Here is an 18,326-nt window from a genome sequence, read left to right on the forward strand (position 1 = left end):
CGGCGCGAATCGCAATGCGGCTGGACGGAACCGGAATTAGGATTTAGGGGGAAAGACGGCCCAAGGTTCCAGCCCGAGAAGAGCATGCCCGGCATGACCGAGCTCAAGCCCGACCAGTTCGAGATGCGGCGGCTGGAATCGCTCAGCAACACCATTTTCGGCGTCGCCATGACGCTTCTGGCCTATGACCTGCCCAAGGCGGCTGTGTTCAGCAGCACACCCGGCTGGAGCGATCTCGCCCATGTCTATTCCGGCAAGCTCGCCGGCCTTGCGCTCAGCTTCATCATCGCCGGTGTGTTCTGGATCAGCCATCACCGGCGGCTGGCGCGCCAACCGGTCGGCGGCCGCGGCGTGGTGATCCTCAACCTGTTCTTCCTGCTTTCGATCGTGCTGCTGCCGGTGACCAACGGCCTCTACACCAATTTCGCCATGAGCCGCGCCGTCGCCGTGCTCTATGGCCTGCATCTGACCGCGATCGCCGGCCTCAACGCCTGGCTGTGGTGGACGATCCTGGGCGGCTGGCGCCACGAGATCATGGCGTCGCTGTTTCCGCTGCTCGTGTTCATCCCGGGCACGGTCGTGGCGGCATTCGCGCCGCACGTCGCGCCCTTCGTGTGGTTCGTCGCTTTCGGAGGGCTGCTGATCCAGCGCTTCTATGCCGCACCGGCCAGGACGGACGCGTAAGACGCCGGCTCACCCCTTTGTCGCGCCGAACCCATCGGCCGGCACGTAAAGCTTGACCGGCCGGATTTCGTACACCGCGGTCGGGTTGACCTCGCGCAGCTTCCGCGCTGCCGCGATCGCCTCCTCATCCGTGTCGTATTCGACGAGGTGGAAGCCGAGAAGCTGCTCCTTGGTCTCGGCAAACGGGCCGTCCAGCACCATGCCCGCGCCGGGGCCGCGCAAGGTGCGAGCCTTTCTTGTGTCATCCAGGCGGGCGGCGGGCCCAAGATGTCCGCTAGCCCGCAGGGGCGCCTGAACCTCGATGACTTTGGCCACCACCGCGGCATCCTGCTCCGGCGTCCAGGACAAAAGCTCGTCTTCAACATGATAGGCCAGGATCGCGTAAAACATCGTCACCTCGTTGATTTTGCTGCGCGCGTCCAAAGGACGTATCATCACGCCCGCAACCGACAATCCCCCTCAACAAAATATTGCGTCGTGCAGGCCTCGACGAAACCATCCTGAAACCCGATTGCGGCCGGCCAATGTGAACGCCGTCTGAAGCCGATGCGACTGATGACCACCAAGAAGGCTGAGGAATTTGGAGGCGGCAATGTCGGGTCAGTCCATCAAGATCATCTGCGACGCGCGGCGGGCGGCTCAATCGGGGCCGGCCGATCTGCACGACCAGAGCGGTCACCACCGCTATTACGGCAGCTCGGCCGAGAATGGTGGCGAGCGCATTGTCGAGAGTCGCCGCGGCAAGCGCCCGCGTAATGTCTGCGGCTTCTGAAGTCTCTGGCGAGACAGGCTTCGCGAATGAGCGTCCTGCAAATATCGATTGCGGCGATGCCGTTCCTGCTCGCGCTGGCGAGCCGGAACGGTAGCGCGATCGCGCCATGCCTGGTCACGAGCGTATTCACCGTGCTGCTCGGCGAACAGCCTCAGCGGGCTGTCGTGGCCTGGTGCGTCGGCATGCTGATCGCCGCCGTCGCCTTTCGCGAACGGCTTCGCGCGACCTGAGCCGGCACCGTTATGGTGCGCTCAGGATCTGCTTGACGAGCCTCTCACGCAGCATCGCCAGTTCGCCGTTCGCCTCCATCTGCGCGATCACCTTGCCGACCTCAGGCACCAGAGCGCGATGCCGTTCGTGCAAATAGTGATAGATATGGATGCGCTCGAGCGGTGGCGAGAGCGGGTAGATCCTGGCCTGCAGGTTGAGCTTCCTCACGGCGACGAGCCCGCTGAAGAGGTCGGTGACCATCACGTCGAAACGATCGGCGTCGAGCATCTTGACCATGCTCTCCAGGCTGGTCGTCGCCGTGACGCGGGCCATGCCGCGCGTACCGGCCTCCGATGAGCCGACGCCGCGGACGATGCCGATGCTGTAGTCTCGAATTGAATCCCAACCGGCGACATCGAAATGGAGCTTCGTCGTGAACACCGCGGGCTCGATGTAGTTGATCGCCGGCGTAACCTGGACCAGCGTCGGATAGTCGCGGGAAAGCGTCCCGATCCGCTGGATCTCGCCGTCCACCTCACCGGCGCTCGACAGCGCGAGCGCCCGCTTGCCGGGAACGTCCTCGAATTCGAGCTTGACGTTCAGCTTGGCGTAGACAACCCGCAGCATCTCTCCGCCGACATATTGATCGGGGATGTCGGCTATGCGCGCCAATCGGATCACTTCCTGCGCCTGCAATGGAGCGGCTGCGAGCAAAGACAGCCAGGCGACGGCGATCCGCCACATCACGCTTCTCCTTCGTCTAACCTTGCTACCGCTGGATTCGGAGGCCAGCCCGATCTACCGGGGGTGGCGCCCGCGCGCCGGCCGTGACGATCAACGCTCGCCCGCGACGTGAGGCGACTCCGGACTTTCACCGGTGTCATTCTAGCACGCGAGGTGCTAGCTTGCGCGAGAATCCTGCTCGCTGGGCGCAAGCTATGACCCCGCCAACCCTCAACCGCCCAAGGGCGACAGGATCGCCACGCACCTCGCGTGAAGAGAATCTCAACTGTCGAATTGCTCGCGGCCGCGACTGGTCGGCCGGAGCAGGTGCCGCCATTCCGGGACATGGTGCATGGGCAACTCAGGCGATGAGGATTCCAAGCGCAGCCGCGCCGTTGCCCCCGCGGCGGCGAAGCAGGATTTGAGCGGGATCGGCGCTGCACTTGCGCCGGCGATGATCGGAACAATGCTGTCGCGGATCTTCAACTGGTTACGCAGCGGCGTCGGGCCGCGCCTGCTGGCCGCCGTGCTGCTGTTCTCCTCGATCGTCACGCTGGTGCTGACAGCGCTTCAGCTCTATCTCGACTACAACCGCGAGGTCGGCGTCATCGAGACGCGGCTCGACGAGATCGGCCGCAGCACCACCGGCAGCCTCGGCGAGAGCCTGTGGAATCTCGACCAGAACCAGCTCAAGCTCCTGCTCGACGGTATCCTGCGGCTGCCCGACATCCGCGCCGCCGAGGTGCGTGAGATCGCCGATCGTCCCAATCCGATCCGTATCGCGGTCGGCGCGCCCAACTCCCGTTCCATCGTAACGCGCGACTATCCGCTGAACTACACCGTGCAGGGAGCCGTGCGCACGATCGGCGTGCTCCACGTCGAGGCGACGCTGAGCGAGGTCTATCGGCAATTGATGAACCGCGCCCTGATCATTCTGGCGAGCCAGGCGGCGAAGACGTTTCTCGTCTCGCTCTTCATCATCTACATGTTCCATCTGCTGGTGACGCGACATCTCGTCGCCATCGCCGACTTCGTCAGCAAATACAGTTTGACGCGGCCGCCGCCGCCTTTGCACCTGGAACGCCGGCCGCCCGACGATCCCGACGAGCTGGACAAGGTGATCGTCGCCTTCAACGCCATGTGCGCCAATCTCGGGCGCGCATACGGCGAGCTGCGCGAGGCCAATGCCAATCTCGAGCGTGACCTGAAGGTCCGCCGCAGCGCCGAGGAAGATGCGCGCGCGAGCGAGCAGCGCTTCCGCGACTATGCCGAGACCGCGTCCGACTGGTTCTGGGAAACCGGGCCGGATCATCGGTTCACCTATATATCGGAGCGGGCCGGTGCCTTCGGCATGGACCACAAGGCGCTGATCGGCAAGCGCCGCACCGATGCCGCTTTCGACCACGACGTTGAGCCGGAGAAATGGCGTGCGCACGTGGCGACGCTGGACCGTCACGAGCCGTTCCGGAAGTTCGAGTATCGCGGTCGCGATGCGAACGGGCGCATGCATCATTTCAGCGTCAACGGCCAGCCGGTGTTCGCGTCGGACGGACGCTTCATGGGCTATCGGGGCTCCGCCACCGATCTCACCGAGCAGCACGAGACCGAGGAGCGGCTGCGCCAATCCCAGAAGATGGACGCCATCGGCCAGCTCACCGGCGGCGTCGCGCATGACTTCAACAACGTGCTCACCGTCATCACCGGCACGATCGAGATCATCCAGGAGGGGCTTGCGGACAAGCCCCAGCTGGCCGCCATCGCGCAGCTCATCGACGATGCGGCCGCGCGCGGCGCCGAGATCACCTCGCAGCTCCTGACCTTCGCGCGCCGCCAGCCGATGGAGCCGCGCGAGATCGACGTCAATGTCCTCGTGCTGGAGACAGCGAAGCTGCTGAAGCCGATTCTGGGCGAGCAGGTCGAGATCGTGACCCGGCTCGCGGACGACGCCTGGTCGGCGATGGCGGATCCGTCGCAGCTTTCATCCGCGATCGTCAATCTCGCGGTCAATGCGCGTGACGCGATGCCCGGCGGCGGCAGGCTGACGCTCGAGACCGCGAACCGGGAGCTCGACGGCACGGAAGGTGCCGGCGAGGGCGGTGTCGTGCGCGGCGCCTTCGTGATGGTCGCAGTCGGCGACACCGGCCACGGCATTCCTGCCGACATCCGTGAGCGCGTGTTCGAGCCGTTCTTCACCACCAAGGGCGTCGGCCGCGGCACCGGGCTCGGGCTCAGCATGGTCTACGGCTTCGCCCGCCAGACCGGCGGCACCGTCGCCATCGAGAGCGAGGAGGGGCGTGGCACCGTGGTGCGCTTGTTTCTGCCGCGGTCGAAGGGCGAGGCGCCGGGAAAGACGGCGCCGGTTCAGGCGCCCGCCACAGCGCGCGGGCGTGAGACGATACTCGTGGTCGAGGACGATCCGCTGGTGCAGGGCTATGTCATCGCCCAGCTCGGCAGTCTCGGCTATCGCACGCTCGCTGCCGGCGACGGCGCATCCGCGCTCGCGCTGGTCGACCAGGGCGCCAAATTCGATCTCCTGTTCACGGACATCATCATGCCCGGCGGCATGAATGGCCGGGAATTGGCCGAGGCCGTCCGGCTCCGCCGGCCGGGGGTGAGGGTGCTCTACACTTCCGGCTATACCGACGACACCATCGTCCACGAAGGGCATCTCGATCCCGGCGTGGCGCTGCTTCAGAAGCCGTACCGCAAATCGGAGCTGTCGCAGAAGATTCGCGAAGTCCTTGCGGGCGAGCCGTCTGCCTGAGCTGCGCCGACAGACGAAAAAGGCGCGGCGGGGAGGCCCCGTCGCGCCCGATTTCTTGCTCGCTGGTCCAGGGCTGAGAACGCCCCGATGCCAAGCCCTATTCAAAGCCTAGCGGGCGATCCCAGCGAGGTGACAGCGCTTGAGATAAGACACTGGATCACCTCCTTTCGTTGGTTTCGGGAGATTTTAATATAGGGCGGGATTGCCCGGCCGTTAAGGGGCGGGGGCGAAATGCCGGGAACAGCGGGGCTTGACGCGGGAAAGACCGTCCAGAGGCAGTTGAGACCGCCGCCCGGCCGTGTTAGGGGATCGCCAACGCGGGTGTAGCTCAATGGTAGAGCAGCAGCCTTCCAAGCTGAATACGAGGGTTCGATTCCCTTCACCCGCTCCAAAAAAATTTCCCCCGGTGAAAGCAGGCTGTTGCGTTGGCTTTGTGGGCGGTTTTGCCGCTTGCTTTCGATTTTCATACAACCACCGTACAACAAAGCCCGAATTGGCCGATCAGTGTATCGAGTCCTTGACGCGTCGATGGCGATCCGAGGCGTTCGAGGCCTTGGAGCAGCCGGTATAAGGCGGCGCGACTCGCTGCTCCGCGCACCAATCCTGGCCTGGTTTGCTCCTGACTGCACCGAGCCGAGACGTGGCAGACGCAGATCCGGTGAGAACCGGCTCCCAGTCCGCGCCGTTATGATGCAAGGCTTCGGACCTGTACGGTCGATCCACGCCGAAGGCGTCGGCTGCGTCAGCACGCCGAGCGTGTGGCGTACTACGGAATGGATATCGGGATCTGCCTCCGGAAGCGCGTAGACCGTCGCCCGATCGGCGGATAGGAGTCGCGCAGTGCTTGCCCGCAAACGGCTCCGTGCGCAGGTTCAAGGATATGTCGGCTTCAAAATGTGCTGCGCGTCGATCTAAACCGAACTCAACAGGATGCTGGTCTCGCTATTGAGGACGCCGTCGATGGTGCGCACTTCGCGCAGCACACGATCGAAGTCGGAGAGGCTGTCGGCGCGAATCTCGGCGATGAGATCCCAGGTGCCGTTGGTCGTATGCAGGGAGTGCAACTCGGGCAGGCCGCGCAGTTGCCGGATCACCGCGGTGGTGGATTTGCCGGTAACCTCGATCATCATGATCGCTCGGATGGCATTGACGTCATAGTCTTGCCGGAAGCGAACGGTGAAGCCGAGCACGGCCCCGCTCTCGATGAGCCGGTCGAGCCGGTTCTGAACCGTCGCGCGCGAGATACCGAGAATTGTCCCGAGCTTCGAGATGGGCGCGCGTCCGTCCTCGCGTAAGACGGAAATCAGCCGGTGATCCAGTTCGTCGAAAACAAGCATTGAGCAATCTGCTTACTTTAGTTGAGCGAATTGTACATATTTTGGCCGAAAATCAAACTTGTTAGAAGTGTATAGCACAAATTGCTCCGGCCTACGATTCCTAAACGAGGAGAATCGTGCAGGAGGCCTCACAAATGGTTCGGTATGTCGGTGTTGAGAATATGCTTCGCCTGATCGGCGCAGTCGGAATCGAGCCCTACCTCATTGGTCTCGCCGGCTATATCGAGGAGGATTTTCGGCGCTGGAGCACCTTCGAGAAGGCCGCGCGCGTCGCCAGCCACTTCCGCGACGGCGTGATCGAATTGATGCCGACCAGCGATGGCGAGTTCTATGGCTTCAAATATGTCAACGGCCATCCGAAGAACACGCGCAGCGGACTGCAGACAGTGACCGGCTTCGGTGTGTTGTCCGACGTCGAAACCGGCTATCCGCGCCTGCTTTCGGAGATGACGATCACGACCGCATTGCGCACCGCCGCAACTTCGACTGTTGCTGCGAAATATCTCGCCCGCAACGATGCGCAAGTGATGGCGATCATCGGGCTCGGCTCGCAGTCGGAGTTTCAGGCGCTCGCTTTCAAGGCGGTCAACGGCATCCGGCGGCTGCGGGTTTTCGACATCGACCCAACTGCGACCGCGAAGTTCAGGGCCAATCTGGCGCCGTATGGATTCGAGATCGTGGCTGCCATGAGCGCGGAGTCGGCCGTTCTCGGTGCCGATATCGTCACGACCCTGACCGCCGACAAGCGGAAGGCAACGGTCGTCTCGGACAACATGATCGGAGCCGGCGTCCATATCAACGCGGTCGGCGGTGACTGCCCCGGCAAGACCGAATTGCAGCGGGATATCCTTCTGCGTGGCGACGTCTTCGTCGAACTGCAGGCGCAGACCCGGATCGAGGGCGAGATTCAACAGATGCCCCACGATTTTCCGGTCACCGAGCTGTGGCAGGTCATTGCTGGCCAAGCCTCGGGGCGTCGATCGCAGGACCAGATCACGATCTTCGATTCCGTGGGTTTCGCCATCGAAGACTTCTCGGCGCTACGCCATCTGCGCGATCTGATCGCAGGCACGGACTATTACGATGAGATTGATCTGCTGACCGAGCCGGAGGATCCGCGGAACCTGTTTGGCCTGCTCACCCGGTCGACGCAACAGCCGCGCCCGGTGCTCGAGGCGTGCTGACCATGCAGAAGATTTCCGTCCAGGCGCCGCGCGGGGTCGTGATGATCCGCCCGCACCATTTCAGCCCGAATACGGCGACGGCCGAGGACAATTTGTTCCAGGCAACGGACGCGTGCCGCAGCGCCGCAGCGATCGCAATTGCCGCCCATGACGAGGTGACGCGAGCGGCCGATGCGCTGGAGGCGGCCGGTGTCGAGGTACATCTGTTCGATGATGAGGGCCGTTCGACGCCTGATTCCGTCTTCCCCAACAACTGGTTCTCCACTCATTCGGGCGGTCATGTCGCGCTCTATCCGATGTTCTCGCCGAGTCGGCGCCGGGAGCGTCGGCAGGATGTGATCGAGATGCTGAAGCAGCGCTATCGCGTGCAGGACGTGATCGACTATTCCGGGCTTGAGCAGGACGGTGTCTATCTCGAAGGCACCGGTGCGATGGTGCTCGATCATATCGAGCGCGTCGCCTATGCCGCCCGCTCGAACCGTACCAATGAGGTCGCGCTTGAGCGGTTCTGCACGCACTTCAATTTCGAGCCGGTGGTCTTCGATGCGGTCGACCCCGAGGGACGACGAATTTACCACACCAACGTGCTGATGTGCATCGGCACCGATTTTTGCCTGATCGGGCTCGACACGATCCGCGATTTGATGCGGCGCGCTGAAATCGCGGAGCGGCTGGCAGGAACGGGGCGCGTCGTGATCGACCTCAGCCAAGAGCAGATCGGCGAATTTGCCGGCAACGCGATCGAGCTGCAGGGCCGCAGCGGGCGGATCGTGGCGATGTCAGCGCGCGCCCTCAGGGCCCTGCGGCCGCAACAGGTCGCGACACTGGAAGGCCTGGCGACGATCTTGCCGATCGAGGTGGCGACCATCGAGCTCGCGGGAGGTTCGGTGCGTTGCATGCTCGCCGGAATCCACCTGGCCTCGCGCAATCTCGCGTTGAATTCTGGCGTAGAGCCGGCGTCTTGACGCAGCCTCGAAATGGCGGTGGCGCCGCATCCGCGTTCTGGACAGGGGCTATTCGGGCAGGCGAGAATATCGCCTCCCAGCCAGCCTGAATCGAGACGATAGTGTTCCGGAATCTACCCCTTGCCACGTTGCGCACGTTCGAGGCAGCCGCGCGCCATCAAAGCCTGGCGAAGGCTTCGCAGGAGCTGAACCTGACCGATAGCGCGGTCAGCCATCAGCTCAGACGACTGGAAGAGGCGCTCGGCGTCGATCTCTTCGAGAAGGCCGGACGGGGCGTGGCGCTGACGGATGCCGGGCGCGTCTTTGCTCGCTCCGTCGCGGCGGCGCTGCACGACATTGCCCGCACCGCTCACAGCCTGGCGGACGCGGCTCAGGTCGGTGGGCGGCTCACCATCGCTTGCCCGCCGATGTTCGCAAGCAAATGGCTGGCGAAGAACATCGCAGCGTTCTGCTCCGATCACCCGGCGATCGAATGTCAGATCAAGCTCGCCGACAATGATCACGTCGTGGATGTGCCCGACGCCGACCTTGGCATTCAGTTCGGCAGTGGGTCCTGGCCTGCCAAATGGTCGACGCTGCTGGAAACGGTCGCCATTGCGCCGGCCTGCAGTCCCCTGCTGTTCCGCGGTGCTGGTCGCGCCTTTACCAAGCCGTCGGATCTGCGCGACGTCATCCTGCTGCATCAGGACGACGGTGCTGAATGGCGTCGCTGGCTGGCGGCCGAAGGGGATCACGCCTTCGAAGCCTATCGGCGCCACCTCTATTGCAGCGATCTCAGCATCGCGATCGACCTGGCGGCCGAAGGGGCGGGTGTGGTTCTGGTGAGCGATACCCTGTCGGCTTCGCTGGTCGCGGACGGGCTGTTGCTTCGTCCATTCGCCGGGACCATTCTGGCGACCGGCGGCTGGTATGTGCTCTGCGACGACTACAAGCTCGAGCGTTCGAACACCCGGCTTTTCCTGCACTGGCTGCTGGCGCGCTTCGGCAAGTCGTTGACGCTGCCCTCCGCCGGAGAGGCGGACGAAAGCGGGCAGGCGTGATCTTTCAGCTCCTGGCCTGGGACAGGCCGTAGAGCAGACTTAGGATCAACGAGGCGCCGGTCGAGCCCGTAATGTTGCGTGGATCGAAGGGAGGCGAGATTTCCACGAGATCGGCGCCAATGAGCTTCCCGCTCGCTCCGATCTTGCGCATGGCGTATTGCACGTCATGCGCGTTGAGGCCGAACGGGTTCGGCGCGGCGGTGCCGGGGGCCTGCGAATGGTCGAGCACGTCGATGTCGATCGAGAGATAGATCGCATCGTTGCCGTCGCCGGCGATGCGAAGCGCCTGATCGACCACCGCCGCGATGCCGCGCTCGCGTACTTCGAGGCCTGAGATCACCGTCACGCCCATCTCTTTCGCATAGTCGTCGAGCTGGGGAGAGTTGGTGAACTCGGCCATGCCGATCTGCACGAGATTGCGGCCGCTGAGCAGCGTGCCCGGCAATTCGAGCGTCTTGCGAAACGGCACGCCGCTGGATTCTGCACCGAGATGCGCCTTGCGCAGATCGTGATGAGCGTCGAAATGGATCACGCCCAGCTTCTTGCCTGGCCCCATCGCCTCGATCACGCCGCGGAGATTCGGAAAGGCGATCGAGTGATCGCCACCGAGCATCACCGGCACGATGCCCTTCGAGACAAGCGTCCGCACCGTCTGAGTGATGCGCTTGAAGGTGCCGTCCATGTCGGTGAGCACGACCTGCACGTCGCCGATATCGGCGGCGCGGAATGCGGTCATGGCGCGGCGGTCGCGGCTCGAATAGGTGGTGAAATACATCAGGCCCTGGCGCACCGCGTCGGGCCCGTGGCGCGAGCCGCTCCGCACGACCGAGGCGCCGTCATAGGGCACGCCGACGATGGCGCAATCGAGATCGAGCGTGCCGTCCCAGGTCAGCCAGGCTCCGGCCCGATGCTCGGCGACATCGCCCTTCATCGTGTTGACGACGAGGCCGGGGGGGAGAAGGTCGAGTGTGGTCAAGGCGCGCTCCTTCATGTCGGCTGCCGGGCCGATTAAAGGCACGCCCCCCGTGCAAGGTGAAGTGATGGATACTCACGCGTTGCCTGAGCCAAATTCATCGATTGGGCTTATGCCCAGGCATTAGGCTCAACGATACTGTTTTATACATGAATCTAGATCATGCTTTTGCTGATAAATCATCAATTGCCCCCAGCTGCGACCTCTTGCTTGATGGGCTCTGGCAGGCAGCCGGAGCCTCGCTGAGATCGAGCGTTTCCGGATTGCTTCAGACAGGGGATGCGAATGCTCCGTGGGCAGCACGGATCGGCTCGGGACGAGGACGCGCGGGACGCCCCATTGCGTCTCTTGCGTAGCTCGCACGTGTTCGCGCCGGCCGAGCTTGGTGCGCAGGATATCCTGATCGGTGGCGGTCGCATCCTGGCGGTCGGTGCGGATCTGTCGGCCGCTTCGGCGCTTGACGGCCTCATCAGCGTGGAGACGTTACCGCCGGGACGACTGATCCCGGGCCTGATCGACCAGCATGTCCATTTCATCGGCGGTGGCGAAGGCGACGGGCCCGAGGCGCGCATGCCCGAGCTCGCATTCGAGGCCTTTGCCTCGGCGGGTATCACGACGGCAGTCGGCCTGCTGGGCAGCGAAATCGAGGCCAAGACGCTGCCGTCGCTGCTGCGTAAGGCGCATGAGCTGGACCGCGCCGGCCTCACCACCTTCATCTACACCGGCGCCATGGCGTTGCCGGCGCCGTTCCTGACGCAAAGCGTGCCGTCCGATATCGCGCTGCTCGACAAGGTGATTGGCGCCAAGAGCGCGATCTCCGAACGCGCCTTTCCCAATCTCGACTTCGCAGCTTTCGCAGCGCTCGCCGGCAGTCTCGTGCAGGCGAAGGCGGTCAGTGGCAAGGCTGCCGTGCTGCATCTGCATGTCGGCCGGCTGAGGGGCGGCCTCGCGGCGCTGTTCGACCTGATCGAGAAGATCGATTTCCCGCCGTCGCAGGCGGTCCCGACGCATATCAACCGCGCGTCTGACGTCTCGCCTGTCTTCGAGCATGGCATACGTTTCGCCAAAGCCGGCGGCACGATCGACTTCACCTGCTGTCTTGGCCCGCGCGACGGACTGCCTGCCGGCCTTGATCCGGTCGAGGCCGTCCTGCGGGCGCTCGATGCCGGCGTTCCGGCCGAACGGATCACGCTGTCATCCGATGCAGGGGTGGCAGTCCCGGATCACCGGGGCGGCTTTCGCGCGGTTCCGCCGGCAATTCTCTTGTGCGATTTGCTGCGCCTGACCACCGAGGGCGGTCTCGACTGGCCGCAGGCTCTGGCCTTTGTCACCGGCAACGTCGCGCGCGTTCTCGGCCTTTCCAGTCGCAAGGGCGCGATCGCGCCAGGCATGGACGCTGATCTCGTACTCGTCGGGGAGGACGGACGTGTCGTCTGGACCATGGCCGCCGGCCGCGTCGTCTTCGGCCCCGGAATGATCACTCGCGAAATGACGGTACATTGAGAGCAAAGGGGATGAACATGATGACGCTATCCAAGCTGTCCTGGCGCGGTCTTGCCGCCGTCGCCGTGACGCTCGCCGCCTGTGGCGCTGCGAACGCACAGCAGAAGCAGGTCAAGGTCATGACCTTCGGCTCCACCTGGGAGCGTGTGCTCAAGCCGTTGGCGCCCGCCTTCAAGGAGGAAACCGGCATCGAGATCGTGCCCGTCATCCAGAACAGCTCGGCCGAGGGGCTGGCGAAGTTGCAGGCCTCGCGCCAGAATCCCGGCGTCGACGTCTGGTTCACCGGAGAGGCGATCGCGATGCGCGCGGCGACCGACAAGGGGCTCTTCTTGCCGTTGCCGGTCGACAAGCTGCCCAATCTGGCCAAGCTCATCCCGGGTTCGCACAACGAGATGTTCGTCGCCTACTGGTATTTCCCAACGGCGATCGTCTATCGGCCCGATCTGGTGCCGGGTGGCAAGGTGACCGCCTGGAGCGATATCTTCCAAACCGGCTTCAAGAACGCCATCGCGCTGCCGGCGCCGACCGTCTACCCCGGTCGCACCATCCTGATCGCCTCGCTGCTGAACGGGGGCTCGATCGACAATGTGAAGCCGGGCATCGAGTTTCTCGGCAAGATGCGTGACCACGTTGCGATGTTCAATTCCTCCGATACCAATGCGCGCCGGGCGCTGGCGCGAGGCGAGATCATGGCGATGATCGGATCGCCTTCCGCGGTCAAGGAGCTTGCCGATCAGAACATCCCGGTCGCCATGGTCAGCCCCAAGCCGACGCCACTGATCTTTGAGGGTATGATGATGGTCAACAACGGTAACGCTGACGCCGCCGCTATCTTCATCAACCGTTCGCTGGCCGCGGACTGGCAGAAGCACATGACCGATGTCTACAATCTCGGTCCGGTCAACAAGGACGTCACGCCGGCCGAGGCCTTGGTCAAGGTCTTGCCGACACCCGAGAACGCGGTCACCTTCGACGAGGCCAAGATCAATGAGCGTCTCGGTGAATGGACCGAGGAGTTCAACAAGGCCGTTGCCAAGTAGCGAGCGTCTTGTGTGATGAACAGGGGATCATCCTGCCGGCTGGACGTCGACCGCATCGCCAAGGCGTATGGCGACGTCAAGGCCGTCGAGAATGTCTCGCTTTCGGTCGAGCCGGGCGAGGTTCTTGCTCTGCTCGGGCCTTCCGGCTGCGGCAAGACAACCCTGTTACAGTCAATTGCCGGCTTTGTGGCTCCGGATAGCGGTGACATCAGGCTCGATGGGGGCTCGATACTCTCGACGCCTCCGGAGAAGCGCCGCACAGCGATGCTGTTCCAGCAATACGCGCTGTTCCCGCATATGAGCGTGCGCGACAACGTCGGCTTCGGCCTGCGCATGGCGCGCGTGCCGAAAGCCGAGGCTTCCAGATGCATCGAGCAGGCACTGGAGCTGGTGCGTATTGCACAACTCGCGGAGCGGCGGCCGGCGCAGCTCTCCGGCGGCCAACGCCAGCGCGTCGCATTGGCGCGCGCCGTCGTCACCGAGCCGCGCCTGCTGCTGCTCGACGAGCCGCTCGGCGCGCTCGATCAGAATCTGCGTGAGGAGATGCAGGTCGAGTTGCGCAAGCTGCAGCGCAATCTCGGCCTGACCACGGTCATGGTGACGCACGATCAACGCGAGGCCATCGTATTGTCGGATCGCATCGCGGTCATGAAGGACGGGCGCATCGAGCAGATCGGCACGCCGCTCGAGATCCACGATCATCCGCAAACGCGCTATGTCGCGAGCTTCACCGGTGTCGAGAATCTGCTGCCGGGGCGCTTTCTCGGCGAGGATACGATCGAGCTGGGGGGCAGCAGAATATCCGGCGTCAAGGCGACGACTGCGGCCGGTGCCGCCACGCTGGCAATTCGTTCGGCGGCCATCAGCGTTCTCCTTCCGGGGCAGGGCGATATCGACGGCGTGATCGGTTTCGTCCAGATGCTCGGCGCTTCGGTGCGCTATGAAGTGGCGATTGCGGGTGACACCTCGGTGACCGTGACGGAGGTACGCCGAGACGCGCCTCCTTTCGAGCCCGGGGCCGCCGTCTCACTCAGGTTCGCCGCAAGCCGCTGCACGGTGCTGGCATCATGAGACGCGGCACCTTCCTGCTCGCGCTGCCGGCGATGTCGGTGCTGGCGCTCTTCCTGGTCGTCCTGTTGTCCTTTGCAAGCGTCAGCCTGATGGTGGTCGATCGCGGGGGCGCGGTCTTCCACGGCCCGCCGACGCTGACGAACTATGGCAAGCTTCTGGCATCGGAAGGCGCCTGGCGCGCTGTGCTGACCACCTTGCGGCTGTCGAGCGAGATCACCCTGTTGGCGGTCCTGTTCGGATATCCCCTGGCGCGCGTGCTGGCGCGCTCGCATTCGCGGACGCTGCGTCGCGTCATCCTGTTCTGCCTCGTTGCGACCTTCCTCTCCGGCGGCGTGACGCGCGCCTATGCCTGGCTGATCATCCTCGGCAATCAGGGGCTGATCAATCAAGCGCTACGGGCCGTCGGGCTGCCGCGCGCTGCGCTGATCAACAACGAGTTCGCTGTCATCGTCTCGGTGCTGAATTTCGTGCTGCCCTTCTTCGTGCTGACGCTCTTCGGCGCGTTGCGTACGATCCCAGAGTCGCTGGAACACGCCGCACGCAATCTCGGTGCGACGCGTTGGCGCAGCTTCGTCACCGTCACCCTGCCGCTGTCTCTGCCGGGCTTGGCAGCGGCTACCTCACTGTGCTTCGCACTTTCGCTTGGCGCTTTTCTCTTCCCGCAAATGCTCGGTGGCGGACGCGTTCAAGTCCTGGCGACGGCGATCTACGACCGTATCCAGGCGAGCTATGATGTTCCCTCGGCTGCGGCGCTGGCGGTGCTGTTTCTCCTGCTCGTGCTGCTCATGCTCGGGGTCGTCGGCAGCATAAAGCGTCTCGTTACAATGCGTTTTTCGGGAGAGGCGACGTGAAGCGCGCGATCATCGATCATGCGCGCTCCGTTTCTCCGGCGGTGACGGCGCTCGGGCTTGTGACGCTCGGCTTCGTGCTGTTGCCGCTGCCCTTCATCGTCCTCTATGCGCTGAGCAAGAACAGTTACGTGCTGTTTTCACCTCAGGGCTTCACCCTGCAATGGTTCCAGCGGTTCTTCGAGAATGCCCGTTTCATGGCGGCGCTGCAGAATTCGCTGGCCGTGTCTGTCATCACCACGATGGCCGCGCTGGTCATCGCGGCGCCGACCGCGATCGTCGCGGTCCGGCACCGCTTCCGCGGCCGGGATCTGATGATGGCGCTGATCTCGGCGCCCCTGCTGGTGCCGGGGGTCATCACCGGCACCGCGGCTCTCAGCTTCGTTGCACAGACCGGAATAGGGCCTGGCTTCTGGCCGATCACGGTCGCGATGATCTGCTTCACGCTGCCGCTGGTGTTGCGGCCGCTGATTGCCAACCTGTCGGGCCTCGATCCGGATCTCGAAAAAGCCGCCCGCAATCTTGGGGCGAGCCCGCTTGCAGCGTTCTGGACCGTGACCATGCCGCAGCTTGCGCCGGGTCTCGTGGCGGGCGGCACTTTCGCCTTCGTCGAGGCGATGGACAATTTCTCGATTGCTGTTTTCCTGACCAGCATCACGACGACGACGCTGCCGGTTGAGGCGTACAGCTACATCCGCGACATCGACGACCCGACGGTCGCCGCAATGGCGACCTTGCTGATTCTGATGAGCGTCGGGGTCGTCTTCGCGATTGAATGGCTGCTGGGACTGGATCGCTTTCTCGATATGTCGTGAGGCGGCGGTGCTGCGAGACTATGAAAGGGTGGTCCGCGGAATGAATGCGGCAAGGACTGCTAACGTGACGAGAAAGGAGACTGCCATGCCATCGATCCGAAGCGCGCTTCGCCTGGCGCTGGGCGCCGCCGTCGCCACCGTTCTGGCCTGCGCCACGACGCAAGCCCAGGATCTGGCCGCCCGCGTGCCGGCGAAGATCAAGGAGGCCGGCAAGCTCGTCGTCGGCACGAGCCCGACCTACCCGCCGCTCGAATTCAAGGACCCGGCGACGCTCGAGCTGAAGGGGCTCGATATCGATCTGACCGAGGAAATCGGCCGGCGTCTCGGTCTCAAGGTCGAATGGAGCGAGCAATCCTTCGACCAGCTGATCAACTCGCTCGACACTGGCCGCATCGACCTGGGTGCGTCGGGCATGACCGACATCCCGAGCCGTCGTGGAAAGACCGATTTTGTCGACTATTTCTCGACCGGTACCCAGCTGTTCACCATGCCGGCCGCCGCAGCTGAGTTGAAGAAGGTCGAGGATGTCTGCGGCAAGCCGGTCTCGGTCAATCGCAACGGCATCTTCTATATTCGTTTGCAGGAGTTCAACCAGCAGACCTGTGTCGCCAAGGGTCTGCCCGAGGTCAAATACGTCCTCGTCGACAAGACGGCCGATGCACGCCTGCAGTTGCTCCAGGGCCGCGCTATCGCGGTCGCTATCGGCGTCGATGCAATCCGCTTTATCAATGAAAGCAAGGACTCGCCCGATCGCGGCAAGTATGCGCTGATCGGTGGTTCGATCGCGGTCGATTACGCCGGTTTCGGTTTCGCGAAGCCTAACACCGCATTGCGCGACCTCGTGGCCGACGTGGTCGATGCGATGATCAAGGATGGCGCCTATGCCAGGATCTTCGCCAAATGGGAGATGCCCTATGCCATGGTCACGCAGACGATGATCAACGCCGAGCCGCGTAAGCAATAGGGGCATTACCCGTGGATCGTCGCAAGCGCCCGCAGACTGAATCCCCCGCCGCCGCGACACTGGCCGATTTCTATGCCCGGCTGCGTGCGGAGGATCTGCCGCCGGAGACCGTTCATGCAGTGCGGCGCCATGTGCTCGACACGCTCGGCGCCGCGCTCGCGGGTGCCCGACAGCCTGAGCCGGCCGCAGCGCTCGAAGCAGCCCGCATCGCTTATGGCGACAGCGGTCCGGCGCTGCTCTGGGGCAGAACGGAGACCGCCGCGCCCGGGGCAGCGGCCCTCGTCAACGGGACCGCGGCGCATGCGCTCGAACTCGATGATGCCAGCGGCTGCGACCATAGCGGCGCCGTGGTTGTGCCGGCGCTGCTGGCGGCGTTGCCGCTGGCGGCGGGCGCAGGCGAGGGCGAACTGATCGCCGCCGTCGCGATCGGCTACGATCTCGGCCGGCGCATGCTCGAAGCCTCGGGAGGTTATGACGCCCATAACAATGCCGGCTGGCATTCCACGGGGACTTGCGGTGTCTTTGGCGCCGCCGCCGCGGTCGCCCGTCTGCTCGGCTGCGATGCGGCGACGACATGCAACGCGCTGGGCATCGCCGGTTCGTTTGCCTCGGGGACATGGGCCTTCATGAGCGAAGGCGCCATGACGAAGCGTCTCCATCCCGGCCATGCCGCAGCCTCGGGTGTGTTGGCCGTGCTGCTGGCGCGCTCGGGGATGACGGGGCCGGCTGCGATCCTGGATGCGTCCTGGGGCGGCTTCCTTTCGACCTATGCCGCCGACAATGCCGACCGGTCCGCGCTGACGATCGGTCTCGGTGAGGATTGGCGTATCCACCGCTCCTCGATCAAGCCCTATGCGTCCTGTCGCGGTACCCATGCCGCCGTCGAGGCGATGCTGAAGCTCCGCGGCGAAGGGGCATCGCCCGAAAATCTGGCGGCGATCCGTGTCAATGTGCACCCGACCATCGTGCGCATGTGCGGCGCGACTGAGGTCTCGACCCTGCTCGATGCCCAGATGAGCCTGCCGTATGCGCTCTCTGTCGCGCTGGTGCATGGCGCCGCGGACCTGCCGATGTTCAGCGAGGCCGTGCGGCGCGATCGTGCCGTGCTTGAACAGGCGCGTCGCGTCGAAGTCGTGGAAAGCGTCGAGCCGATGAGCAATGTCGCGGCCGAGCTCGTGCTCGAGTTCAGGGACGGTAGACAGCGTCGCTTGCGCATCGACGTCCCGGCTGGCTCTGCCACCAATCCTCTGCCCGATGGTGGCGTGATCGCCAAATACAGATCCCTGGCGACCCCGATCATCGGGCCAGAGGCCACGAGCCGGCTCGAACACGCCGTGCTCGGCCTCGGCAACGGCGTGCGGCCGAATGAGATCGTGCAATCACTGCGTCTGCCGGCGCGCTGACGACCGGCACGATGTTCACGACGCCGGCGC

The 18,326-nt window shown here is 64.2% G+C and carries 18 protein-coding genes and 1 tRNA gene; 15 read left to right on the forward strand and 4 right to left on the reverse strand.

Annotation, left to right across the window (positions count from 1 at the left end; all coding sequences use genetic code 11):
- Positions 1-93: 93 nt before the first annotated feature.
- On the forward strand, positions 94-684 hold the full coding sequence (locus JQ603_RS18375) for a TMEM175 family protein (RefSeq protein ID WP_212341564.1): 591 nt from the start codon (positions 94-96) through the stop codon (positions 682-684).
- A gap of 9 nt (positions 685-693) precedes the next feature.
- Here JQ603_RS18375 and JQ603_RS18380 read toward each other — a convergent pair whose 3' ends face one another.
- On the reverse strand, positions 694-1,074 hold the full coding sequence (locus JQ603_RS18380; protein WP_212341565.1) for a YciI family protein: 381 nt from the start codon (positions 1,072-1,074) through the stop codon (positions 694-696).
- Positions 1,075-1,276: 202 nt separating this feature from the next.
- Here JQ603_RS18380 and JQ603_RS18385 point away from each other — a divergent pair, with 202 nt between their 5' ends.
- Positions 1,277-1,456 (forward strand): hypothetical protein, encoded by a 180-nt coding sequence (locus JQ603_RS18385; protein ID WP_212341453.1) that lies wholly within the window; start codon positions 1,277-1,279, stop codon positions 1,454-1,456.
- A gap of 26 nt (positions 1,457-1,482) precedes the next feature.
- Positions 1,483-1,686: a hypothetical protein gene (locus JQ603_RS18390; RefSeq protein ID WP_212341454.1), complete on the forward strand. Its 204-nt coding sequence runs from the start codon at positions 1,483-1,485 to the stop codon at positions 1,684-1,686.
- 10 nt (positions 1,687-1,696) lie between these two features.
- Here JQ603_RS18390 and JQ603_RS18395 read toward each other — a convergent pair whose 3' ends face one another.
- Positions 1,697-2,410 (reverse strand): substrate-binding periplasmic protein, encoded by a 714-nt coding sequence (locus tag JQ603_RS18395; protein WP_212341456.1) that lies wholly within the window; start codon positions 2,408-2,410, stop codon positions 1,697-1,699.
- 331 nt (positions 2,411-2,741) lie between these two features.
- On the opposite strand from JQ603_RS18395, the gene JQ603_RS18400 reads away from it, so the two are divergent.
- Positions 2,742-5,153, forward strand: a complete 2,412-nt coding sequence (locus tag JQ603_RS18400) for an ATP-binding protein (RefSeq protein WP_212341458.1) — start codon at positions 2,742-2,744, stop codon at positions 5,151-5,153.
- A 317-nt stretch (positions 5,154-5,470) separates the two neighbouring features.
- Positions 5,471-5,544, forward strand: a tRNA-Gly gene (locus JQ603_RS18405).
- A 520-nt stretch (positions 5,545-6,064) separates the two neighbouring features.
- On the opposite strand, the gene JQ603_RS18410 is transcribed toward JQ603_RS18405, so the two are convergent.
- Positions 6,065-6,490 carry an Lrp/AsnC family transcriptional regulator gene (locus JQ603_RS18410; RefSeq protein WP_212341460.1) on the reverse strand — a complete coding sequence of 142 codons (426 nt, stop codon included), beginning with the start codon at positions 6,488-6,490 and terminating at the stop codon, positions 6,065-6,067.
- A gap of 113 nt (positions 6,491-6,603) precedes the next feature.
- On the opposite strand from JQ603_RS18410, the gene JQ603_RS18415 reads away from it, so the two are divergent.
- From JQ603_RS18415 to JQ603_RS18425, 3 genes are all read left to right on the forward strand, one after another.
- On the forward strand, positions 6,604-7,674 hold the full coding sequence (locus tag JQ603_RS18415) for an ornithine cyclodeaminase (protein ID WP_433996646.1): 1,071 nt from the start codon (positions 6,604-6,606) through the stop codon (positions 7,672-7,674).
- A gap of 2 nt (positions 7,675-7,676) precedes the next feature.
- Complete coding sequence (gene ctlX / locus JQ603_RS18420) at positions 7,677-8,639, forward strand: citrulline utilization hydrolase CtlX (RefSeq protein ID WP_212341464.1); 963 nt, start codon at positions 7,677-7,679, stop codon at positions 8,637-8,639.
- A gap of 101 nt (positions 8,640-8,740) precedes the next feature.
- Positions 8,741-9,679, forward strand: coding sequence for a LysR substrate-binding domain-containing protein (locus tag JQ603_RS18425; RefSeq protein ID WP_212341465.1), 939 nt, complete (start codon positions 8,741-8,743; stop codon positions 9,677-9,679).
- Positions 9,680-9,683: 4 nt separating this feature from the next.
- Here the strand turns inward: JQ603_RS18425 and JQ603_RS18430 are convergent, their stop codons facing one another.
- Positions 9,684-10,655, reverse strand: coding sequence for an agmatinase family protein (locus JQ603_RS18430; RefSeq protein WP_212341466.1), 972 nt, complete (start codon positions 10,653-10,655; stop codon positions 9,684-9,686).
- A 336-nt stretch (positions 10,656-10,991) separates the two neighbouring features.
- On the opposite strand from JQ603_RS18430, the gene JQ603_RS18435 reads away from it, so the two are divergent.
- From JQ603_RS18435 to JQ603_RS18465, 7 genes are all read left to right on the forward strand, one after another.
- Entirely contained in the window at positions 10,992-12,155 is a 1,164-nt protein-coding gene (locus JQ603_RS18435) for an amidohydrolase family protein (protein WP_212341467.1), read from the forward strand.
- A 17-nt stretch (positions 12,156-12,172) separates the two neighbouring features.
- Positions 12,173-13,195 (forward strand): ABC transporter substrate-binding protein, encoded by a 1,023-nt coding sequence (locus tag JQ603_RS18440; RefSeq protein ID WP_212341468.1) that lies wholly within the window; start codon positions 12,173-12,175, stop codon positions 13,193-13,195.
- Positions 13,196-13,210: 15 nt separating this feature from the next.
- Entirely contained in the window at positions 13,211-14,266 is a 1,056-nt protein-coding gene (locus JQ603_RS18445) for an ABC transporter ATP-binding protein (RefSeq protein ID WP_212341469.1), read from the forward strand.
- Positions 14,263-15,117 carry an ABC transporter permease gene (locus JQ603_RS18450; protein ID WP_212341470.1) on the forward strand — a complete coding sequence of 285 codons (855 nt, stop codon included), beginning with the start codon at positions 14,263-14,265 and terminating at the stop codon, positions 15,115-15,117. Before JQ603_RS18445 ends, JQ603_RS18450 begins: the two co-directional genes overlap by 4 nt.
- Complete coding sequence (locus JQ603_RS38065) at positions 15,114-15,929, forward strand: ABC transporter permease (protein ID WP_212341471.1); 816 nt, start codon at positions 15,114-15,116, stop codon at positions 15,927-15,929. Before JQ603_RS18450 ends, JQ603_RS38065 begins: the two co-directional genes overlap by 4 nt.
- An 85-nt stretch (positions 15,930-16,014) precedes the next feature.
- The gene (locus tag JQ603_RS18460; protein ID WP_212341473.1) at positions 16,015-16,893 is read left to right on the forward strand and encodes an ABC transporter substrate-binding protein; all 879 of its coding nucleotides are present in this window, start codon (positions 16,015-16,017) and stop codon (positions 16,891-16,893) included.
- Positions 16,894-16,904: 11 nt separating this feature from the next.
- Positions 16,905-18,296 carry an MmgE/PrpD family protein gene (locus JQ603_RS18465; protein ID WP_212341475.1) on the forward strand — a complete coding sequence of 464 codons (1,392 nt, stop codon included), beginning with the start codon at positions 16,905-16,907 and terminating at the stop codon, positions 18,294-18,296.
- Positions 18,297-18,326 lie beyond the last annotated feature (30 nt).

The sequence above is a fragment of the Bradyrhizobium liaoningense genome (assembly GCF_018130825.1).
In the GTDB taxonomy this organism is placed as follows: Bacteria; Pseudomonadota; Alphaproteobacteria; order Rhizobiales; family Xanthobacteraceae; genus Bradyrhizobium; species Bradyrhizobium liaoningense_B.